This is a genomic window from Butyricimonas paravirosa, assembly GCF_032878955.1.
GTDB lineage: Bacteria > Bacteroidota > Bacteroidia > Bacteroidales > Marinifilaceae > Butyricimonas > Butyricimonas paravirosa.
In genome coordinates this window covers 4,737,828-4,760,464 of record NZ_CP043839.1, presented here as the reverse complement: position 1 = coordinate 4,760,464, position 22,637 = coordinate 4,737,828, and the positions used below count along the sequence as shown (strand labels likewise).

15 protein-coding genes are annotated in these 22,637 nt (G+C 39.7%); all 15 read right to left on the bottom strand.

Annotated elements, in window-relative coordinates; all coding sequences use genetic code 11:
* Positions 1-92: 92 nt before the first annotated feature.
* Positions 93-1,244 (bottom strand): FecR family protein, encoded by a 1,152-nt coding sequence (locus tag F1644_RS19155; RefSeq protein ID WP_118304921.1) that lies wholly within the window; start codon positions 1,242-1,244, stop codon positions 93-95.
* A gap of 53 nt (positions 1,245-1,297) precedes the next feature.
* The gene (locus tag F1644_RS19150; protein ID WP_118304920.1) at positions 1,298-1,849 is read right to left on the bottom strand and encodes an RNA polymerase sigma factor; all 552 of its coding nucleotides are present in this window, start codon (positions 1,847-1,849) and stop codon (positions 1,298-1,300) included.
* A gap of 119 nt (positions 1,850-1,968) precedes the next feature.
* Entirely contained in the window at positions 1,969-3,048 is a 1,080-nt protein-coding gene (locus F1644_RS19145) for a TlpA family protein disulfide reductase (RefSeq protein WP_158571881.1), read from the bottom strand.
* A 23-nt stretch (positions 3,049-3,071) separates the two neighbouring features.
* Positions 3,072-4,211 (bottom strand): TlpA disulfide reductase family protein, encoded by a 1,140-nt coding sequence (locus F1644_RS19140; protein ID WP_158571882.1) that lies wholly within the window; start codon positions 4,209-4,211, stop codon positions 3,072-3,074.
* 6 nt (positions 4,212-4,217) lie between these two features.
* Entirely contained in the window at positions 4,218-5,675 is a 1,458-nt protein-coding gene (locus F1644_RS19135) for a hypothetical protein (protein WP_118304917.1), read from the bottom strand.
* Between the two features lie 3 nt (positions 5,676-5,678).
* Positions 5,679-6,419, bottom strand: a complete 741-nt coding sequence (locus F1644_RS19130; RefSeq protein ID WP_158571883.1) for a DUF4843 domain-containing protein — start codon at positions 6,417-6,419, stop codon at positions 5,679-5,681.
* 12 nt (positions 6,420-6,431) lie between these two features.
* On the bottom strand, positions 6,432-7,868 hold the full coding sequence (locus F1644_RS19125; RefSeq protein ID WP_118304915.1) for a RagB/SusD family nutrient uptake outer membrane protein: 1,437 nt from the start codon (positions 7,866-7,868) through the stop codon (positions 6,432-6,434).
* A gap of 12 nt (positions 7,869-7,880) precedes the next feature.
* Positions 7,881-11,117 carry a SusC/RagA family TonB-linked outer membrane protein gene (locus F1644_RS19120; RefSeq protein ID WP_168044425.1) on the bottom strand — a complete coding sequence of 1,079 codons (3,237 nt, stop codon included), beginning with the start codon at positions 11,115-11,117 and terminating at the stop codon, positions 7,881-7,883.
* A gap of 153 nt (positions 11,118-11,270) precedes the next feature.
* On the bottom strand, positions 11,271-12,440 hold the full coding sequence (locus tag F1644_RS19115) for a FecR family protein (protein ID WP_158571886.1): 1,170 nt from the start codon (positions 12,438-12,440) through the stop codon (positions 11,271-11,273).
* Positions 12,441-12,759: 319 nt separating this feature from the next.
* Entirely contained in the window at positions 12,760-13,338 is a 579-nt protein-coding gene (locus F1644_RS19110) for an RNA polymerase sigma factor (RefSeq protein WP_118304912.1), read from the bottom strand.
* An 808-nt stretch (positions 13,339-14,146) separates the two neighbouring features.
* A complete protein-coding gene (locus F1644_RS19105; protein WP_118304911.1) occupies positions 14,147-15,241 on the bottom strand; it encodes a thioredoxin family protein in 1,095 nt (364 codons plus the stop codon).
* Between the two features lie 18 nt (positions 15,242-15,259).
* The gene (locus F1644_RS19100) at positions 15,260-16,273 is read right to left on the bottom strand and encodes a hypothetical protein (protein WP_118304910.1); all 1,014 of its coding nucleotides are present in this window, start codon (positions 16,271-16,273) and stop codon (positions 15,260-15,262) included.
* A gap of 34 nt (positions 16,274-16,307) precedes the next feature.
* The gene (locus F1644_RS19095) at positions 16,308-17,756 is read right to left on the bottom strand and encodes a RagB/SusD family nutrient uptake outer membrane protein (protein WP_087421789.1); all 1,449 of its coding nucleotides are present in this window, start codon (positions 17,754-17,756) and stop codon (positions 16,308-16,310) included.
* 11 nt (positions 17,757-17,767) lie between these two features.
* Complete coding sequence (locus tag F1644_RS19090) at positions 17,768-21,340, bottom strand: SusC/RagA family TonB-linked outer membrane protein (protein ID WP_118304909.1); 3,573 nt, start codon at positions 21,338-21,340, stop codon at positions 17,768-17,770.
* Positions 21,341-21,423: 83 nt separating this feature from the next.
* Complete coding sequence (locus F1644_RS19085; RefSeq protein WP_118304908.1) at positions 21,424-22,599, bottom strand: FecR family protein; 1,176 nt, start codon at positions 22,597-22,599, stop codon at positions 21,424-21,426.
* Positions 22,600-22,637 lie beyond the last annotated feature (38 nt).

The window sequence follows — 22,637 nt, the reverse complement described above, 5'->3', positions numbered from 1 at the left end:
AACTTTTTTTTCATACATTTGTAAATTAGATAAGTTACTGTCCTGAACTCGTTTCAGGCTTAGGCAGGTGATATTGGCGTATCACCTGTTTTTCATTCATTACTTCTTACAAAAACATTTCTATCTTTAATCTTTATATCTATTTTATTTATAAGTTTCAACATACTAACAACCTGCTCCAAATCACCGTATCGTTTTATATTTCCCGTGAATAAAATGTCTTTCACCGAAGAACTCTCATAGAACACATTAATATTATACCACCGGGCAATCGTGTTCATGATCACCTCTAAACGTTGTTTCTCGAAAACAAACCTTCCATCTTTCCACGAGCAATACAAAAGCACATCAACGGTCTCAACCGTTGTCTTTCCATCTTCTTTATTCAAGCGTAATTGTTCTCCCGGTTTCAAATAGCTATAATTACCTTCCCTTTCAAAAGCAACTTTCCCGTTTACCAAAGTTGTTTCTAAAAAATCTTCATCTTGATAATCCCTTACATTAAAAGAAGTCCCTAACACACGAATATCACCTTGATGGGTATGAACCACGAAAGGAGCCAAAGAATCCCGGACTATATCAAAATAAATTTCTCCCTTCATAAAAACTTCCCGTTGTCCCTTCTCAAATGTTACCGGAACCCGAATTTCAGATTCTGAATTCATTCTCAAACGACTACCGTCACTTAATAGTAAATCATATTCTCCACCCCGGGGAATCGTAATCGTGTGATAAAGAGTTTCTCCCACCTCTTTCTCTTCCTCATTCTTTCTTGACATCACACTCTTTTGAACAAAAGCGAGAAACGTCGTGTCTGAAATATCTATTTTTGTCCCATCTGGTTCTGTCAATATCGCCTTACAAGATCCCGGTTGTATTTTCTGAACGAAAACAATGGATTCATCTTTAGTATCGTGAAAAAAATAAAAACTTCCACCTAACACAAATAATAATACCACCGCAGCCACATAACGATATAATACCAAAGTTCTCTTCTGACGTTTTGCCTGTTTCACTCGTCCTGCAAATTCTTGGTAAGCTTCTATAGCACTGTATTCCTTGATAAATTCAAATTTGCGAGCGATAAAATCCGGTGATTGATAAAGATTATACAATCGTAAATGCTCGGGACTCTCATGTTTCCAATTTTCAAGCTCATTTCGACCGGCATCATCAATTTTCCCGGTTAATTCCGCTATAATCAAATCGGCAATATAAGTAATATGTTTATCCTGCTCCGTCATATTTTCTTGTGTTTTACTACAAGACACGGAACATCATAAAAAGTGACAAAAATCTACAAGAAATTTATTAGCAAAAGCAAGAACGGGTGATTTAGTTTTTCTTTTAACTGCTCTTTTCCCCTCTTTTTCTGTTGTTTAACTGCATCAATAGATATTCCCAAACGCAGGGCAACTTCTTTATCACTCAATCCCTCCAAATTCAAATTTATGACTTTCCTATATTTCTCCGGAAGTTCTTCAATGGCTTGTTGCAAACGAATAAAAATCTCCTCCTCCAATACCGTGTTATAAAAGAAATCTTCAGAAACGACCTCCGCTCGATCACGATAACGATCCTCCACTTTCTTATCCCGAATATAATTCAAACATTGATTCTGTACGGAACGATACAAATAAAAACGTAAATCCGTGGTCGCAGAAAATTTATGAGGTGTAGTCCACAATTTAAAAAAAGTGTCCTGCACAATATCCTTCGCCACCTCACTCTCCACATATTTACAAGCGATGGCAAGCAATGTATGAAAAAACTCTTCATACAAAATTTTAAACGCTTCTTCATCCCCCTGAAAAATTCGTTTAGCTAATAATCCATTGTCCTTATTCATTCTACACCTTCACATTCTAAATGCAAAGATATGACTTTATTTTATACAGACAAGAGTCGCCCGAAATTCTCGGACGACTCTTTATTTTAAATCCAAATATTTCCTGTTATACCAATATACTACTTGATCGCATTTTTAATCTCTTCCAAACTCGGCCCTGTAATCAACACGTCTCCATCAGGATCAATCAGATATACCGTTGGCACCCCACTCACCTTGTAATCAGCCCTAACTTTACTTTTCTCGAACCCATCCAGATCTACCAATTGTAACCAAGCGACCTGATCTTCTTCCATTGCTTTTACCCATTTTTTACGGTCATTATCTAAAGAAACCGACACGACATTTACTCCTAGGTCTTTTAATTCCTGATAATATTTATTAAGTTCTTTATTCTTAGCTCGACAAGGAGCGCACCAAGAAGCCCAGAAATCAATTAACAAATATTTCCCTTTAAAATCCTCTAATGTATACATTCTCCCCTCCACGTCAGGCAAACGAAATACAGGAGCTTTCCCCGTGAGTTGCCGCCCTTGTGCTTGACGATAAGCTTCCGTTATCTTATCTTTCAAATCTCCTTCAGGAATTGAATCTCCCAATGCTTTCATCGCCTTTGTAAAAAAACGATAATCAACCTCACAGAGATACATTAGCTCATTAATAATATTCAAAGCGATTTCTGTTCCTGCAAATTCTTTTATACCTGAAATAACCTGATCATTCCGTAATGCAAACTCCCTTTTCATCTGATCTGAAAGTTGAGCCTTCCGATTTATATCAAAAATAGTATCATAACCATGACTCAATCGGTTATAAGTCGCATCCAATGAATCTATTCGACGCATATACTGTACATACCGATTCTGTAAAGACTCTTTTCTGTCGGAAACAACGAAATACTTATCATTTTCTTTAATCACCCGATAATGCTCTTTTTCAACATACAAGGGAAGATGTTGGTAACCAAAATTAAGCGAGGCTGCTTTACCGGGAATAATTTCTCCGGTCAACAAGAAATGACCACTTGAATCCGCTTGAGTCGAAAGAAAGTATTGACGTCCCGGAGCTGTCGGATATCTTAATCCAACGGTACGTTCTCGCAGAACTTGTTCACTATTCCCCTCCAATTCAAAAACAGCCTCTCTTTTACAAGCTATCAAGCTCATAAAACACATTAAAATCAAAATATTTTTCCCCATCAAACACATATTTTCAAATTCATTTACTTCAAATATTCCGTGATTTTCTCTCGAATATTCTCACCCCGAAGTCCCTTCTCCAATATAATTCCCTCCGGAGAAATCAATATAATAAAAGGAATTCCATTATAATTATATAATTTAGAAGTAATCCCCTCCGGGTCATAAAGTTGCAAATAATCCATATTCTCCTCCTCTAACGCTTTCTTCCAAGCCTTATCGGAACTATCAATAGAAACACCCACAACTTGTAATCCTTTGTCCTTAAATTCCGCATATATTTTTTTAATATTGGGAATCTCTCGACGACAAGGTCCGCACCAAGAGGCCCAAAAATCAATGAGTACATATTTCCCACGAAGAGAAGACAACGCAATTTTTCCACCAGTAGAGGTAATCAATTCAAAATTGGGAGCCTCATGTCCAACTGCACAATTTTTGCCACGCTGAATTAAGTTCTCTAATTGCTTTAACGCATAACAATGCCGAATTGAAGGATCAAATTGATTCCACACTTTTTCCGCCTCATCAATGTTATCAATTCCAAAATAAGACGAAATAATGACAGCGAAAGGCATACTCGTCGTATATTGAGGTAACAAACCGAATATCTCCTCACGTCTTTGCCCTTGCAAAACATCTACCGCATGACTTGCCGCTTTCAATTCTTTCATATTTTCCTCAGTCTGTTCGACCTCGTTATATTCATGAAAAGCTTGATTATAACGATCATACACCTTCTGAATCGTCAAACTTGATGGCAAAGATTCCAGAATTCTATTATGTTCTTCCCATCCCGGAGATCCTTTCAAAGACTTTAAACGCATCTGTTTATCTTTGAGTTCAGCCACCACGGTTATTTTAGGAGAATCAATAAAAAAGTGAATCGTAGGAATTGCCATAGAAGGGCCTAATGGGCCCACCGATGGCGCATAAAGAATATAATAACGTAGATCCCCAGTCTCCACTTCTGTCACGATCTCGAAATGATCGTTTTTCGTTTTCGTACGGGTTATTTCACTTCGGTCACTATTCATAAGAATCAATTCTTCATTACCAAGACCTTTTATGGCTCCTTTTAAAGTTACCTTCTCAACTTTAGCCACGAGAGTGGCTGGAACAAGTAAACCAACCACACAGATAAAAAATACAATTTTACTCATCATTATTTATTTTACTTTATACATTACTTTAACCGGTTCGTCTGCAACTCCTTCATAAGGCTTTCCAATAGCTTTCCCCGTATCACTATCATAAATATACAAAGAACCTTTCAGATCGGAACGACTACTATTATAAGTCCCGACATAAAGCTGTTTATGATCTGCAGACTGGTTCATGCATTTAATAATCTCACCGTCAGGCAAGGTAATAAAAGCCTTTGATGGAATTTCCGATTGATTGTAAGTCCATTTATATACCATATTCTGATTTCCAAAGAAAAGACAAGAACTAGGATCGTTAACTTCAAATACAGAATTTTTATTGAATAAGGTTGTATTCTCTGTACACACCCTTTCATACACCACATCCAGCTGCAACGTTTCAAAGCTCGTTAAAGTTGATCCGATCTTAGTTAAATAATACTTATCCTCTTTAATCGTGTAGACCAACATATTTCCATCCACATCGAAAAATACTTGAATAATCTCACGTCCATCAAAATAGTCATAACAAGGGAAATAACTGAAACTAAAATCCGCTGCATTAAAACCACTTGCGTATATCTTACTATTCACATCATCAATAAAAGCGATCACTTTAGAGGCAGAATAATTCGGTCTATCATACGTCCGGGTAAATTTTATGTTCTGTGGAAGATCCGTGTACGGGAAAATTTCCAAATCGGCAATTTGTACCTTGGCAACTCCACCATTAGGAGAGGTACTATAAATTTCACGGCAATACTTGGAATCATAGGAGATTAAATCCTGAGGTACAAAATCATTTCCATAGATCGAGTAATCAAACACATGTACCAACTGAAACGATTTCGCATCTATCTGATACAATTTTTGAGCTTTACCACACATAATATAAAGTTTATCGTACACTTTATCGCAATCAATGGGTCCTTCACCCAATTCTTCTCCATCATTCGTGTAAGCAAAAAGATTTTGTCGAAACTCCGGTTGTAATCCTTGAGCGATTTCTTCCGGTGTCAAAGTCTTCATAAAGGCGAGGCTCCCCTTTCCATCTTCTCTTTTACCCAAGATCAAATATCCTTCTTCGAATTCGGAATTAACAAACACGTGATAATATCTAATATCACTCCCATATTTATTGGTAGTCACCAAACGAAGGAAATAATGTCCCAAATCCGTTGTTTTATATTCCAAATCCGGCTCCGTACTAATCTCTTTAAAGACAGTCGACACCTGATCAGTTACCGCATTTTCCGTGTATTTACCGATACTCCATTGCCAACTGATGTCATCTCCCGTATAAGAATACTGATTTTTAATGGAAATGTTATCTCCCAAATATAGATTAATGGTATCCTTCACGTTACTTGTTACCTGAATTTCCGCAATCTCTTTCACGGCAAGAGAAGAATCATCATCATAACAAGAATTGAACAAAAACAGAATAACTAGAAATGATATGATATAATATAATCGTTTCATGGCTTAATTATTAGGATTAGGAATTTGATACATCGGATCATTACTCTCTAAATAATATTCATACATCGGGGTCAAAATATAACGATTCAAATATCCCTGATACTGATAGATTGTCAATAAGTTCGTTGCCGTCCCTTGATCTAAGTTCTCCCCCCATGTTTCTCGAATAAGTTCATAGATTACAGGACTCTTTTCTTTAGACTGGTGATAAAAATCAACGAACAGAATTAACTTTTCCTGATTATATTCCCCAAGTTTACCGGATTGCCACCACACGGGAGCTTCTATATCCTTGTTGCTAAACAAGATTATACACTCTCTAATATCCGTCGGCACGTAATTTTCATTCTCTACCAAACGTAACGTCAACACGTATTCTTTGTTCTTCTCAAGTTGTAACTTGTGAAAATCCAAAGGGACATACGCCACCGCCGAATCTTTAGGAATCGTGTTTTCCTCTGCCAACGTGAAATGTTCTCCTTCTAAAGCTGTCGTCTTCTCTTTCACGATCTCAACTTTAAACGTCTTGTTCTGTGACAGATCCACAAAACCAATTAAATTCACTTCCACATTCAAATCGACATCTTGATCCCGGGTTAACCCATAAGTAAACTGGACAGAATCCTCCGTAAAAAACAGCTTATCTTTCTGATTCTTATCGTATATCTGGTAATCGGTATCTTCACAAGAAAATAACGAAATAAGACCACTAAAAAATAATAAATATACAAATGCTTTTTTCATAGTCATATCGAATTAATATCTGTATTCAGTTTCATTTTCCGGGAGCGGAAGTACATAAATGTCATTAGACGCCTGATAGATTTTACCGCTTTTAGGCTCATAAATATTTTGATTATATCTCTTCTGTGTGAAAAAATATTGACCTTCACAAACAAGCTCTTTCCTTCTTTCTTGAATAACTTTTTCTAAAGTAAGCGTAGCACCTTGACGATCGGCATAACCTGTAAGTCCTCTGGAAACTAACACTTTGTCGAAATACTTCACAGCCTCAGTCTGATTATCTATACTTAAATAATATTCGGTAATAATGTAATACAATTCTGGCAAACGAAGCATATTCACACCCTTCACTCTGGCATCCGAACGTGTTGCATAATTCAATTCATAAGTATCCAAAACTTTAATACAACGCATACCACTTGCTTCTATGGCACTATAATTCTTAAACCATTTTTCATATCGATAATCCGTACCCTCTTTATCAGCCATGTAAGTATCATCATGATCAGCTTTCAAGAACAAACTAGAAGAACCTCCAGACAAGTAGAGATCAGCCCGAACATTCGTGTAAAAATTGGCAGAGAATAATCCCCAAATTGTTTCTTTAGGAGAAAGAACTCCATTTATCAAATCCTCAATTTCAGATTTATCAACCAACTCAAAATATTTGCAATCCAAAATCTTTTGGGCATACTCTGCTGCCGTCTTTAAATCACCCTTCATCCAGTACACCCGAGCCAACATTCCTTGAATAGCGTATAAATTCATATGAATCTGGCGATCTTTCAAGAATTCATTATTTTGTTTATCAGCGTCGTCGAAATACTCCCCGTTTTCCTGCATAATTTCTTCCGCAGCTTTCAAGTCTTCGATAATTCTCCTGTAAGCGGCCTCTGCCGTTAAAAACGGACTAACAGTCAAATCATATTTATCCACGTAAGGAATACCTTGAGCCGAAGGGTTATTCACTATATTCTCACAGAAAAATCGAAGAATGTCGAAATGCATAAAACCTCTCAAAGCCAAACATTCCGCTTTATACACGTTATACAATGGCAAAGAACTCTCACTATGATGGCCCAAATTTTCCAGAATATTATTAACATAGGAAATATTTTTATACATCCCACCCCAGATCTGATCCACCGTCGGACGAACCAAAGCATCCTTATATTCGAAGTTACAAATCTTCAGCGTAACGTCTCCCGGCCAATCATGAAAGAAATATTGCGACAAAACGTCATTAAAATTATAGGTCATCGTACGCCCATAAAAAGAAGGCCCGGCTAACGTCGAGTATACTCCGTAAATAGCATCCTCAAAACCCGCTGCATTTTTAAAAAGTTCATTGTTCACCACTTCACCTTCCGGCCTTACATCCAGAAAACTATCACATGAACAGTGAAACGTGAAACAGAAAATAATCAGTATATATTTCAATTTTTTCATGACTCTTGTGGTTTAAAAAGTTGGACTAATCGTGAAAGAAAATCCTCGACTGAAAGGATAAGAAGTTCCTCGCTCGTATTTCACTGTCGACAAACGGGCTATATCATTCATTCCAGCCGATAAGCGTAACCGTTTAAAACCAATTTGTTTAAGCCAATTCGAACGGAATTCATAAGCAATTTCTATCCGGTTAATTTCTAATATATCATCATCCTCTACAAATCGACTACTCTGATAATTGGTCCTTGACTCCGTGTCTGCAATATCCAAATAAGGGAAAAGATCATTCACGTTTGTCCATCTCTCGTCAAACGCCCGTTGATCCACGTTCTTCCTCGGGTCCACGTTTTCAACATTCTCGGCACGAGTTAAATTATAAGTTTGTCCTCCAAATTTATAAGACATACTAATATTTAACGACCAATTCCTAAAAGATAACATCGGGAAAATAGATCCCTCCAATTTAGGAGCCTCATCTCCAATAACAACCTTGTCGTCTGTATTATAAGTTAAAGTATACTCTCCGTTCTTGTTGATAAAAACCTCTTTTCCCGTGGCTGGATTAATTCCGGCAGAACGAACCGCGTATATCGCTGTCGTGGATTGTCCCTCTTTATACAATACTTTCGGTTTACCGGCACTGGATTCATTAGCCACATCATTAGTCGCTGCCAAGGCATTACTGATTGCCAAAATTTTATTCTTATTGTGAGAACCATTAACTTTCAAGCTAAATCGCCAATCTTTATTTTGAACCAATACGGCAGAAATATCAAACTCGTAACCTTTATTGCGTTGTTTTCCCAAGTTACTCTTGACCGTCGTTTCTCCAATAGATGGCGGAATCGTCTGGTCTATCAACAAATCATCCGTTGTTTTAATATAATAATCAAAAGTCAAACTAAAACGACTATCCAAGAAATCCGCATTCAAACCGATATTATGAGTTTTCGTCGACTGCCAAGTAAGGTCCTTATTCCCCATCTGTTTTGGAACGGCACCCATACCATGTAAATAATAATTATCCTGGTTATAAGTATAGGTCGTAATAGCTTGATAAGACGGGAAAGAAATATTCCCAGTTACTCCGTAAGAATAACGAAGTTTCAACGTACCAAGCCATTCTCTTTGCAAGAACGATTCATTATGCAAATTCCAACCTGCACCAACAGACCAGAAAGGAGCATAACGATTATTCGCCCCGAATTGAGAAGAACCGGAACGACGGATCGTCCCATCAACAAAATACTTATTTTGCAGGATAAAATTAAGATAAGCAAAAAAACCGGCTCTAGTCGTCAAGCTTTGGCTGCCACTAGGACGTGAATCTTCTTGATACGTTGCGGCATATTGCGGTGAATGTAATTCCGGTTTCAAGAATCCCGTTCCAACAAAACTATGAGATTTCGAATCATCTTTATAAATATCACCACCAACATTCACGGTCAACAAACTGTTATCCCCGATTGGCCGATTATAACTTACAACAAAATTTCCACTCAAATTCAAAGATTTCTTATGACTCTCTAATAACTGTCCCTTTTTCGTCAAATCCTCTTCACTCAGATAAACGGCAGAAGTCGGAGAAGTAAAAATCTCTTGATTGGATTGCCCCGTCACAAGCGAACCATTAGCCGTCAAATACAAACCTTTCATAATATCCCAGCGGATATTAACCGTATTCGTAAATGTATTATCAGAAGTCTTGTCAAAATTGCCACATTTCGCCTCATACAAAGGATTATTGACATCCCATGACAATTTCTGAACAAGAACACCGGTTTCATCGTAAGGACTATCATAAGGATTTAAAGTCACGTAATCGGAAAAGGTCCCATAAGGACTATTTTTTGACTTCACGCCGGAATAATTACTTTGGTAAGAAACCGTTACTTTATTGGCAACGTGATAAGACAGAAATACACTTACACTATACGTATTTCGATAATCGCCCTTCATAACCCCCTTCACATTTCTCAAATTGGCATTCACCCGATAAGTCATATCATTTCCCTTACCGCTAATTCCGATCGAATTACCGATCGTATAACCTGTACGCAAAGGTTTGGACATCCAATCCGTATCCATTCCTTTAGAAATCAATAATTTTTTCCGATTATAATCCTCCAAATCATACTTATTCTCGAAATCATACAACTTGGCCCTTCGTTCAAATTCCAACTTGTCCGCCGCATTCAAATAATCATACGTTGTCAAGTCAGGAAAATCAACCGATCCATCCAGATTGTAAGTCAAGCGTAACTTGTCATTCAAGATTTTTTTCCGCTCAATAACAATGACTCCATTGGCAGCCCTCTCCCCATACAAAGCGGATGCCGACGCATCCTTCAACACATCAACTCGTTCAATCTCGTTAATATCAAGATCATACAAATCCCGAAGCGTAATTTCAATACCATCTAAAATAATAATCGGCTGATTCGGATTAACATCCGCCTCGGTAGTCAAAGAAGAAGTTCCACGAATGACAATCTCCGGAAGGTGATTCGGATTCGAACCGGCTTGATTATTCTCCACAAGCTTGAGGCCCGGTGTCAACATCGCTAAAGCACTGATCAAATTCGTGTTGGAAACTGCTTTGATTTCTTCAACTGAAACTGTTTTTACCGATCCGGTAAAACTCTGCTTATTTTTCGTGAAAAATCCGGTAACCACCACGTCATCCAAGGCCGTACGAGACTCCTGCATAATGACATCATACACCTGACGTTCAGGAGTAACCTTAATTTCAACATTTTCCATTCCAACAAAAGAGAAAACCAAGATAACCTCCTTCTGATCCGGCAATGTGATCTGATACGTTCCTGCCGTATCCGTCACGACACCGATAGATGTTCCCTTGATCAAAACCGTTACTCCCGGCAGAGAAGCCTTTGCATTATCAGTCACCCGCCCCCTAATCGTTCGGGCCTCTTTTTGTTGATTTTGGGGAGCCTCTTTAATAATAATCATATTATTTTCGATCTCTGCCACGAAACCAGTACCCGCCAATGCCTTTACCAGAACTTCCGACAACAAAACGTTTTGCATACTCACCGTGATATTTTTCACGGATTTCGTTTTGCTGTAATCATACAAAAATCCCATGTCACACTGGCTCTTGATCGCCCTAATCAATTCCTCGATACTCGCATTCTTTAACTCAATACTTACTCGCTGGTTCTGAGAATGAACCGCCGCATTCAATCCGAAATTGAACACGAACAAAAAAATACAAAGGTGTTTCATTAATAAAAGAATTTTTTGACACCACCTTTTTTGAAAAGGTGTGCACAGTTTACCTCTTTTTTTCATAGATTTGTAGTGTAAAATTAAACAATCAAATAAGCTTGCCGGCTTATATGTGACAGGAGGATATTGCCGTATTCTCCTGTTTCGCTTTTATCTCATTACTTGTACTATCTTTTTATCTATAACAAACTTCACATCACTCGTACGTTCTATCAATTGCAACAGGTAACTGAAGTCATCAAACCGCCTCAGCTCACCAGAGAACAAGACCTCCTTCACGTCTTCGTTTCGATAGAAAACCTCAAAATCATACCACCTAGACAAGGTGGATAAAATATCCACCAAACGTTTCTGTTTAAATACATATTTCCCATTTTTCCAAGCCACAAATTCCGCAACATCCACTTTCTTCTCCGTGGCAACATCACTCTCTTTATTATATACAACCTGCATTCCCGGTTCTAACACAAAACTTTGCTTTCTCCGCTCAAAATCGACTTTTACTTTTCCTGAAACCAACGTCGTGTAATCATTTACCTCACTAGCATAACAACTAATACCGAAACTCGTTCCCAACACCGTCACTTTTTGTTCACCGGAATGAACAATAAAAGGTCTATCCACATCCCGTTGCACTTCGAAATAGGCCTCTCCCTCCAAATACACTTCTCGCATATCATTAAAAAAAGCAACCGGATACCGTAAACAAGATTCCGAATTCATCCATACTTTTGTTCCATCTTCCAATTCGATCCGGTACTCCCCCCCTCTGGGCACGCTCAATTTATTGTACACGATCTCTTGAGGTATTTCCTGCTTGTTACTCACGGGCAGATAGCTCACCAGTGTACTATCAATCTTTATCAGCCTCCCCGTTTTCTCTTGCAACGAGCCTTGTTGCTCTCCCAAATGGTATGTGGACCCATCAGCCATTTCCAAAATAGCATTATACTGTCCCGGCACAATATTTTGTACGGCTATATTCATGTCCTTCCTCGTGTTGACCTGATAATACATTATCAAACAAAGCACGATCACCACAGATGCCGCCACACTCATTCCCCACATCCAACGCCGTTTCCTCTCTACACGCCACCGTCCTTGTACACGCTTTTCAAACATCTCCCATGCATCCTGAATTTTTCCTACCGCAACTTCCTGCATATTCTCTTCCTGATATATTCTCTGCATCCGCTCGTAGTATTCCCGATGTTCCCATCCCTCTTTTAGCCATGCATCAAAACGTTCCTCCTCCACCGCAGAAAGCTTTCCTTTAATCTTTCGGTAAATTAATTTAGCCGGTATAGTTTTATCTTCCATAATTCCAGTCTTAAAAACATACCTATAACGGACAGCCATTTATTTTGTGTGACAAGAATTTCAATTTTTTTCCGAATAATATGAAAAATATTTTTGGAAAGACTTCATCCATCCCTCGTAATACTTGTAAACAAGTCTCACCGATGTCTCGTTAATACTTTCATTCAATTTCAAGACAAAATCAAATAAAAATCCATTGTCTGCATCGTTAACCTATCGTTGACCTATCGTTAACCTATCGTTGACCTCTTAACGAGACACTAAAGAAACTATAACGTAAATATCCTGCAAATATCCCGGATAACATGAACGAATTCGGCTATTTATTTTTCAGAAACATGAAAAATAAAACAGAAGAATCGACCTCTTCCGAGAGAATATCCCGCAATTTCTTATATCCTCTGGACACCTGTGTACGAATCGTATTAATCGTGATTCCTAATTCTTCTGCAATTTCTTGATATTTCTTCCCCTCCAACACGTTCAACTTAATAATCAACCTACATTGTTCCGGCAAACTCTCTATAGCTAAATTCACTTTAGCGTACACTTGTTCGTCAATCTCTTCATCTATATCCGGGATACTAATCATCGCTTCTGCCATCAGAAACTTATACTTATCCTCCACTTGCAGGTGACGCAGATAATCAACCGCAGCATTACGGGCAACTCGATAAAACCATGATTTTAGCAGAAAATCATCAGGCAGGGAAGAACTACTTTCAAATAACTTAAAGAAAATATCTTGTACAATATCTTTTGCAACATCCTCATTACCAATATGACGCACAACAAACATAACAAGTGGCTGATAGTATTTTTTAAATACGACCTCATAAGTTCGGGTGTCTCGTTTCCGTAACCCCGAAATATATGACCGATCTTCATCCAAATTCATTTCCAACTTCTTACGTCTTAATTGATCTACAATTTATCAAGCAATAAACGAACGTTTAATGCATCTTAAAATTGCATGGAGTAGGAAAATAGTTAAATATGATAATTCTTTGGTGTTGAGATATATGAAAGATATGAAATTATTGACCAACAATCAATATTGCTATACTGCGAAAATTTTATTAAACGTTCGTTTATTGATCTTCAAAAATATAAAATAATTCAAACAGACCAACCACTTATCGCCATTTTTCATATACCTACTTGAAAGCACACTTTTTCGCTCCTTTTTTTGTCTTCCTCCCTACCCAAGCTTACATCCTACTATTATCCCTCCCATTTCCCTTCGTCATCTCTTCGTTCCTATAGAAGCCAGTTTCAACGATAGGATAACGAACACATAGCGACAAAATGTAAGCTATAACATTGATTATAACAACATTTACCCAAAAACAAGTTAACCTACTAAATATTTTTCCTCACGCCGGATGCGGGTATTTCCAACCGATGAACAACCATTATCATCCCCAGTAAGTCCCTTAAAGACGAGACAAAGACAAGATAAAAACGAGATACGAACGACTTATCTCGTTTTCATCACCTTCATGCATCCTAAAAGTCCTCCTCATTTCTATCTATATCCCTACATAATCAAGACTTAAACGGTTTCTTTCAATATACTATAGTAGCACTTGTTATTTCTCAAATAGCAAAAAGCAATTCCTTGTCCTAAGACATAAAAAAAGTGATCCGGGGAATCCCGGACCACCCAACCACCACACGGTCCATCCAAAAAGCAACATTCAACCCTACATCTGCTTTTCCAACTCGTCAAAATAATAGGTTACGTAGTTTACATTCTCCTGTATTTTCAGATTTGGAACAACAGTCCTCCCCACCGGTATAAATTCTCTCAACGCCGCTTTATCCTCTTGGGTACGGAAATAGACCGATACGGGCATTACCATCATCATCACGTCAGCATCAGAGAAAACTGGAAATGCCTTTTTACTGATTTTCAACAATTCACTGGTATTCTTTTCCTTGTAAGCATTAGCCAAGCTCACGTACGCTAACAATCGTTTTTTATCATCCGTTTTCAACGTCCGAATCACTTTCCCGATCTCCTGTACATCAGCAAATGTTGTTTTCGTGTCACGCCCCCAAACAATGGATGACAAAACACCCGTGTAAAGCATCCCTAAACGTCGGTCAACCTTTTCCTGTCCTACCTGTTGACTGAATTGTTTTCTATGCGCCAGTAAAAACCAATAATTCTCAGAATGAAACGGAGCCAAATCATTATTATCAAACAAAATCCAACACGTGGAGTCAATCTTCTCAATATCCGTCAACTGCCCGGATAAAATTCCGGCAACCTCTCTCAACCGGCGAACCTCACTCGCATCCGACAAAGCCCGTAAGTACTTCAACAAAAAATCCTTATCCCGCTCGCCTTGTTCATAGCGAACGGCTAATGTTCCCACGGTCTCTGTCTGTTTCATGGAATGTTCCACCCGTTGAATAATTCCATCAACATCCATCCCACCAACCAACTTATCATGAACCACACCATCCGGCCGAATCAACACGAAGGTCGGATACGCCCCGATACCAAGTTTTTTTGCCAACTCTGGGCCTTCCCCCTTCTCCATGTCATACTTCACGTTCACGAAACGGGAGTTAAAAAACACTCCCGCTTTCGCTAGCGTAAAAACTTGTTCTGCCATCACCTTACAGGGACCACACCAGGAAGTGTAGGCATCCAAGAAAATCCACCGATTTTCTTCCTTCGCTTTCTGCAAGGCCTCCTCGAAAGTAAGCGATTCGAACCTTACCCCCTCTTGCGCCCGCAGTAAGGTGAGGGACAAACAACACAACAACATTAAAATTATCCTTTTCATTCACTAAAAATTAACGTGTTAATCCCCGTCGGGTAATGACGCCTTGTACTTGTCAAATTCCGTCCGGTACTTATTTCCCGCAGCTTGAATATCCCAACCGTATTCCTTGAAATACTTAGTTATAATCTCGTATTTCAACGCTCTCGATTTACTATTATCCAAGTAATCCTTCTTGATATTCTCGTATGACTCCATCACGAGTAAACGTAACCATTCCGAGAAATCCCCCTCGAAAGAACGAGAACTTCCTCCCGTGATATATCCCCCGTTCCGGCACAACTCGGCCACGGCATTTTTGTATTTGATCACGTACGGACGACTGTTCACCTCGTCTTCGTCTTCATCATCCGCATCCGGATTTTCCTCTTTCCATGCCTCCTCATCCTTGTCATACTCGTTACCCAATTTCTCGTAAGCTTCACCATCATCATAAGCCTTACCACCGGCCACGAACTCCTTCAAGGGTTCTTCCATGCGGGCCACGATCATTGAACCCAACTTTCTCCACACCTCGGAAGTCAACACGGAATCCTGATAATAATGGTTCACCGGATCTGTCACCGGAATAGCACCATCCGTGGTATTAGGCCACATCAGGATTAAGCGACTACGTCCCAACGCTTTCACGGGATAAATCCAATAAAGAGCGCCATATTGTTTCACGTAGAAAAACTCTAACGGGAAAAATGAATTGGCATACTCTTTAGATACATTACTTAGCAACGCTTCTGAATAATTTAATACTTCCGGAATCTTTTCTTCCTCCAAATTCTCCGCCCCACGCATGGCGACAATAGCATCTTCAGCCAAAATTGAATTCGTCAGTTCGTCAATACTACTAAAATAAGTACGTACCCAAACCCCGTAATCATTATACATCGCTTTCACCCGGGGATCGGCATTTTCATCCGGGGAAAACATATCGACAATCCCCAAATCTTCCGTCGGTGACAATTTATTTTCCTTGTCACAACCACTCAAAAATAACACAAGAGCGGTCAACAACAAATAGATATTTCTAGCTTTTATCATGATATTCTATATTTATAAATATTAAACCAACTGTTTATCTAGGATTCAACGGCATATTGGGACTATTCAACTGTTCCGATTCCGGAATTTGCAACACGTAGCGCAAATCTCCCTGCTCCAGCGTGTACACTTGCCCGTTCTCGTATGCATGTTGAATTCTCGGTTTTCCCAATCTTCTCAAATCAAGCCAACGCATTCCACCGTCAAATGCCAACTCAACCCGACGTTCTTCCAATACTCTTTGCAAAGCAGTCTCATCCGTGAAATTAGCATTATCCAACGCAACATAATCCTCCTTCTTGATGCGGGTCACCAAAAGACGATTCAAATCAGCAATAGCCAAGTCTTTCTCGCCTGTCCGGGCATACGCCTCCGCTCGAGTTACATAAGCCTCGCTCAATTTCAACCCGATATAATAGCAATCACTTTGTTGGGTAGCAAACATCCGGTACACGGTCGGTCCCTGTTCCACGTAATCAGCACTTTCCGGATCGGCATTTGATTCGAATATATACCGCCTGTAATCGACCGTATTGGGATCACGTTTGCAGAGATTTAGTAATTCTTCTGCCGGTTTAAACCGAGTTTTGTAATAATAATACGGGTTATTGTTAGCTTTACCTCCCACGAAAAACAACACCTCATTCCGGTAATCCGTGTCTATAAACCCGTAATTATAACTGAACGCATTCGAAATTTTATCCAATCCGTCCAAATAAGACTGGATTTCGTTCATATCAAACAAAGCTTTGGCATCAATCACGTACGAAGCCGCCTCAATTGCCTCTTCATATTTATTCATGAACAAATAAACTCGAGCCTTAAAAGCCTGCAAGGCAATGTAATCAAAACGATACTTACTCTTACTTTCCTTCCCTTGCAAATCTTTGGTTGCTTCATCCAAGTCTTTCTCTATTTGTTCCCATACCTTACCTACCACAACACGAACGTTATTCTGCGTATTCTGATGTACATCCGTAGCGCTTAATGGCATCGGAACACCGGGTTTCTCCAGATTCTCCGTTGCATAATTCTCAGCGTAAAGATTCACCAAATAAAAATAACAATAGGCACGCAAAGCATAAGCCTCACCTCTTACCGTTTCAAACAAATTTTTTTCCTCGGCAGAGGGTGTCTTTCCTGCAAATTCATCCAATACCGTGTTTGCATAAAATATTGATTGATACAACTGTTGCCAGTAACCATCCTCGGCTCCGTTATATTGATGCGTTGCCGCCCAGATAAACCACGGTTCGTATGATTTCGTTACAGCAGCCGAAGCATTCAGGTTTGCATACACGTTATCAGTAGCCAAATCGGTATTAATAAAGAAATTCGACCGCGGGTACCCACCCAATAAAACAGATTCGAAATCTTCCACGCTAACCGGTAACATACTGTTCACCGGCTTTATATCCAGTAAATCACAACTACTAAACAACGTAAGTAGCATCAACACGTGAGTATATAATATTTTTTTCATAATCAATAATATTAAAATTGCACAGATAGCGAGAACGAATATGTACGCGACAATGGCAAATACGTGTTCCCAAAAGAAACATTAGCACTACTCGTTGATCCATATTTCATGACAGCTCCCGTTGCCTCAGGATCTTGTCCTTTTAACCTCGAATCCTTCCACACATGCAAGTTATTTCCTTGTAACATAAAGCGAATGTTCTGAATACCTAAATCTCGTAGTTTTTTCAAATTCAAGTCATAACTCAAGGAGATATTCTGCAACCGCACGAAATCGCCCTTCACCGTTCTTAAATCACTGTTATTATACATCGTTCCATTTGACGGGTAGGGATAGAAAACGGCATCATCAAACTCATTCGCCTCCAGTCTCGGCACATCCGTGAACGCCTCGTCTCCTGGTTTTCTCCACCTAGAGGCCCACTCCTTAGACATATTTTGTGTTGCCTCCGGGTAAGCAAAAGCCTGTCCATCCGTCATGTTCCGTAAACGAATCACGTTTCCAAAGTTTCCAACTAACAGCACGGATAACGTCACATTTTTATACATAAACGTGTTGGTAAAACCACCTTGAACCAAAGGCATAGTCGTACCGGAATACTCCAATCCTTCAACATTATTCATCCCCTTCAGAACTTTCTCCCCTTTCTCATCATAGAACTGGGCACGTCCCTCTTCATTCAATCCGGCATATTTATATGACCACAATCCGTTAATCGGTTTACCCACGATAGCGGCAGATGCATAATCTGTCCGCTGAGCATTAGTCATAGAACTATATGTCGGGGTTGAATACGCGTCCAGTATTTCATTATAGTTATAACCAAAATTGAAATTAGAGGTCCAACGGAATCCATCCATATCAAGATTTATCGTGTTTAAAGAAAGCTCCCAACCGGTATTCTTCATAGATGCCCAGTTTACAGAAACCGACGAGAACCCGGATACCAACGATACTTGTTTACTTCCAAGTAAATCAACTCCTTTTTTGTAGTAATATTCCAACGTACCGGCTATTCTACGATTAAATAGTCCGAACTCCAAAGCTAAGTTAGTAGAATAGTTCTTTTCCCATTTCAAATTCGGATTCTTCGGGGCAGAAATAACCAAATAATTTTCGTTTTTAACAGCGTCAATCGTACCCACTTTCGCTACTAAATCAGAATAAGCATCTGCCACGTTTCCCTGACTACCGTAAGAACCTTTCAAGGTTAAATAAGTCAACCATTTCACGTCTCTCAAGAAGTTTTCTTCCTTCACCTGGTAATTAAACCCAACAGACCAAAGCGGTTGGAAAAGGTCATTTGTTTTCATTCCGAAACGATTAGAACCATCTGTACGAGCATTGAAACTGATCGTGTAGCGATTCTTATACGTGTAACCGGCTACCCCGAACCAAGAAACAGCCGCCGTTTCATTCAGGTCCTCAGTCCAGTAAGGAACACCTAATTTTGCCATCAAATCCAATTGCAGAATTTGTTGATGTCCCCGATCATGAGCATAACCGTAAATTTGAGTAGTCTCTTCCTCATATCTAGAAGTCCGTATTTCCTGACCGACCATCACATCGAAACGGTGATCTTCGTTGATAACGGGCATATATGAAATCTGGTTACGGAAAGTGATAGAACTATTATTCGTTCCCTTACTCTGACGATACCCGCCATCGTGCCATACCGGTTCGAAAGTGGTATTATCATACATATCTTTCTGACGGGCACGAACAAAATAACTATCCTCTGTTGCAACATCCACATCAGTCGTGTTCGATTTAGAGAAAGAGAATAAACTGCTGAACGTCAAATCCGGCAATATCTTCCATTCGATATCCACGGTTCCCTTCAACCCGAAACTTTTGGATCGTCTCCAAGCTTGCTCCCGATTTTCCAAGAAGTTAAATTTCAAATCATTATAATACATGTAATTGAAATTACCATTCTCATCATAAGCATTATGAGCCCGGGTCGTGTAGATCGCCCATTCGTAAGGATTTTCACGTGAATCGGACGCAAAGAAACTCTTGTTATTACGCATATTCACGTCCAACATTCCCCCGATTCTCAAATTATGTCTTAACTTGGTGAACACCTTTGCTGCCATTGTATAGGTATCCATTCCCACGCTTTTAGCAGTTGCCTGCTCATCCATATAACTACCGGAAAGATAAAACGTCGTGGTTTCCGATCCCCCGGAAATACTAATACTGTGACGATGGGTTATCGAATTTCGGAAAAGATATTTAAACCAATCCGTATTCACGGTTTCCAACTGATTCACTCTATCCTGGAATTGTTCCCAACTCATCTTATGATCATGTACATCTATAAAATAACGTTCAAAATCGGAAACAGTACCATATTGGCCGGCACTATTGGAAGAGGCCTTTAACAACCCTTTTTCCAACATCTCCATGTTCACGTCAATACGTTCCTTGGAATTCATCATGTAAGCATCTTTCAATTTCGGACGCATACCGATCGTGATACTCCCGTTGTAAGTCACCCTAGTTTTACCAGCCGTACCTTTTTTAGAGGTGATCACGATAACACCATTAGCAGCCCGCGTCCCGTAAATAGCAGTTGCCGCGGCATCTTTCAAAACGTTGATCGATTCAATATCATCCACATTCACGCCTCCGATACCGGATGCGATCAAATTTCTATTGTTCAGAAGATCATCGACATTAGCATCCACCGGATCTTCAAGAATAATTCCATCAACCACCCATAACGGTTGAACGTTACCACTAATCGTGGATGTTCCCCGGATTCGTATTTGTGGAACGGCTCCCGGAGCCCCTGAAGTACTCACGATCGTCATACCCGGTACCTGCCCTTGTAATAATTTATCAATACTCGGCTGATTCACCATACGCAAACGGTCCATATCCACCGTGGTAATTGAAGACGTCAACTTACGACGTTCGATTTTCTGGTAACCGGTCACTACCACCTCTTCCATTTCACTCACATCCTCTTCCAACACCACGTTGATCTCCTTCTGTCCCGTGTAAGTCACCGTTTTCGTTTTCATACCGACAAACGAGAATTCCAACACGATCGACTGTTGATCCGGGATAGACAATTTATAGGTTCCGTTTATATCCGTGGCCGTACCTAAACTGGTACCTTTCACCAGAACGGTTACCCCCGGAAGCGGAGCGTTGTCCTTGTCCACCACTTTACCCGAAATCTCCACGGATTTCACGTTCACCTGTGTTGCCGGTTTTCGAGAAACAACAATCACGTTATCGACCAATTCGTATCCGAAATTCTGTCCGAACACCAATCGAACGAAGTCGGCTACCGAGGCATTCTCCAGATCAACGGACACTTTCTTATTCACATCAATCTCCTGTTTATTAAAAAAGAAATCCTGTTTTAATTGTTTTTCCGCGCTTCGGACGGCCTCTTCCAAGCTGACATCTTTTAATTTCAGATTAATAACTGCATTCTGACTGGAAGCCGTTGCCGACACGTGGGTTAACCCCACCAGCATCAGGAATATCATAACCCTCACACCATGGAATAGGTTAAAAAATCCCCTGTATGTACCGGAATGGCACAAACTAAACTTTTTTTTCATAACTTTGAATTTCAAATTAATTATTGAGGTTCTCTTTTGGAGAATCAGACGAGGGTTGTTGACGGCAATCCTCGTTTTTTCTCCTATTTACTTTTTATTGTCACTTTTATTGTTCGTCCATTTATATCAAAAATAACATTACTCGTTTTTTCCACGATAGCTAACACGTTTTTCAAATCCATATCCCGGTTAATCGCTCCCCGGAATTCATAACCTTTCGCCTCCGGAGCCAGATAAACCACATCAATATCATACCACCGTTTCAACTGACACATCAAATCCCCTAAAGTAGTGGAAGGAAAAACAAAACGTCCCTGCCGCCAAGCCGTGAATTGCTCGACCTCCACCTCTTTCAATTCTGTTTTGCCCGATTTCAAGTTCAAAACACTCTGCATACCCGGCCGCAAAGTCACCTCTTCATGTTCTTTCTCCGAGGTAAACCGCACCTGCCCCTCCACCAGCGTGGTATATATATAGTCTTCATCCCCATATGCCTTAACATTAAACGAAGTTCCCAGCACGGTAACATTCGACTCTCTCAGATGAACAACAAAACGTCGGGATGTATCTTTCCGCACGTCAAAATATGCCTCTCCCCTTAAATACACCTCCCGTTTTCCCACACCGAATTGTACAGGAAACCGTAGTTCCGATTCGGCATTCAACCAAACCCGGGTTCCATCACTTAGTTCTAATTGATAAAAACCTCCCGTCGGAACTTTCAGCGTGTTGTATAAAACTTCCGTCACGTTTTTATCCAACGCCTTTGCTTGCACGTAAGTCAATCCCTGCAAAGAATCATCTTTGATACCGGATACGCCATGATCTTGAATTTGTTGCCCGGAACCATCCAACAGGACACGCTTACCATCTGCCAAAATCAATTCCACGTTAGCCATTTTATGCTGGGTTAAATTAACCTGTTGAGGAAATTTTTGTTCAAAAGCCCAATAGGAATCATTCCACAAATACAATACACTTAACGCAACACACAACACGACGGATGCCGCCACGGACCAGCGCGTAACCAGTTGACGTTTTTTCTTTCGACTAATGGCTTGATGTAAACGTTCCCGCTCTTCTCCCTTTACTACCTCAAAATTCCAGTTCGTGTATTCCTCCCGGATCGCAACAAATTCCCTCAACATCTCCACGTGTTCCGGATCACTCATCCAAGCCTCAACTAGCCCGTTATCCAATTCATTTCGACGTGTAAGGATCTGATTAGCAAACTCTATATCTTTCTCGCTATACTTCATCTCTTTCTATTTTTTACAGCTAATACACGCACCCCTAA

Bases quoted from the DNA above. Each gene is read 5' to 3' on its own strand.
- F1644_RS19155 (WP_118304921.1), bottom strand. From the start codon at position 1,244: ATGACGGAGCAGGATAAACATATTACTTATATTGCCGATTTGATTATA.
- F1644_RS19150 (WP_118304920.1), bottom strand. From the start codon at position 1,849: ATGAATAAGGACAATGGATTATTAGCTAAACGAATTTTTCAGGGGGAT.
- F1644_RS19145 (WP_158571881.1), bottom strand. From the start codon at position 3,048: ATGGGGAAAAATATTTTGATTTTAATGTGTTTTATGAGCTTGATAGCT.
- F1644_RS19140 (WP_158571882.1), bottom strand. From the start codon at position 4,211: ATGAGTAAAATTGTATTTTTTATCTGTGTGGTTGGTTTACTTGTTCCA.
- F1644_RS19135 (WP_118304917.1), bottom strand. From the start codon at position 5,675: ATGAAACGATTATATTATATCATATCATTTCTAGTTATTCTGTTTTTG.
- F1644_RS19130 (WP_158571883.1), bottom strand. From the start codon at position 6,419: ATGAAAAAAGCATTTGTATATTTATTATTTTTTAGTGGTCTTATTTCG.
- F1644_RS19125 (WP_118304915.1), bottom strand. From the start codon at position 7,868: ATGAAAAAATTGAAATATATACTGATTATTTTCTGTTTCACGTTTCAC.
- F1644_RS19120 (WP_168044425.1), bottom strand. From the start codon at position 11,117: ATGAAACACCTTTGTATTTTTTTGTTCGTGTTCAATTTCGGATTGAAT.
- F1644_RS19115 (WP_158571886.1), bottom strand. From the start codon at position 12,440: ATGGAAGATAAAACTATACCGGCTAAATTAATTTACCGAAAGATTAAA.
- F1644_RS19110 (WP_118304912.1), bottom strand. From the start codon at position 13,338: ATGAATTTGGATGAAGATCGGTCATATATTTCGGGGTTACGGAAACGA.
- F1644_RS19105 (WP_118304911.1), bottom strand. From the start codon at position 15,241: ATGAAAAGGATAATTTTAATGTTGTTGTGTTGTTTGTCCCTCACCTTA.
- F1644_RS19100 (WP_118304910.1), bottom strand. From the start codon at position 16,273: ATGATAAAAGCTAGAAATATCTATTTGTTGTTGACCGCTCTTGTGTTA.
- F1644_RS19095 (WP_087421789.1), bottom strand. From the start codon at position 17,756: ATGAAAAAAATATTATATACTCACGTGTTGATGCTACTTACGTTGTTT.
- F1644_RS19090 (WP_118304909.1), bottom strand. From the start codon at position 21,340: ATGAAAAAAAAGTTTAGTTTGTGCCATTCCGGTACATACAGGGGATTT.
- F1644_RS19085 (WP_118304908.1), bottom strand. From the start codon at position 22,599: ATGAAGTATAGCGAGAAAGATATAGAGTTTGCTAATCAGATCCTTACA.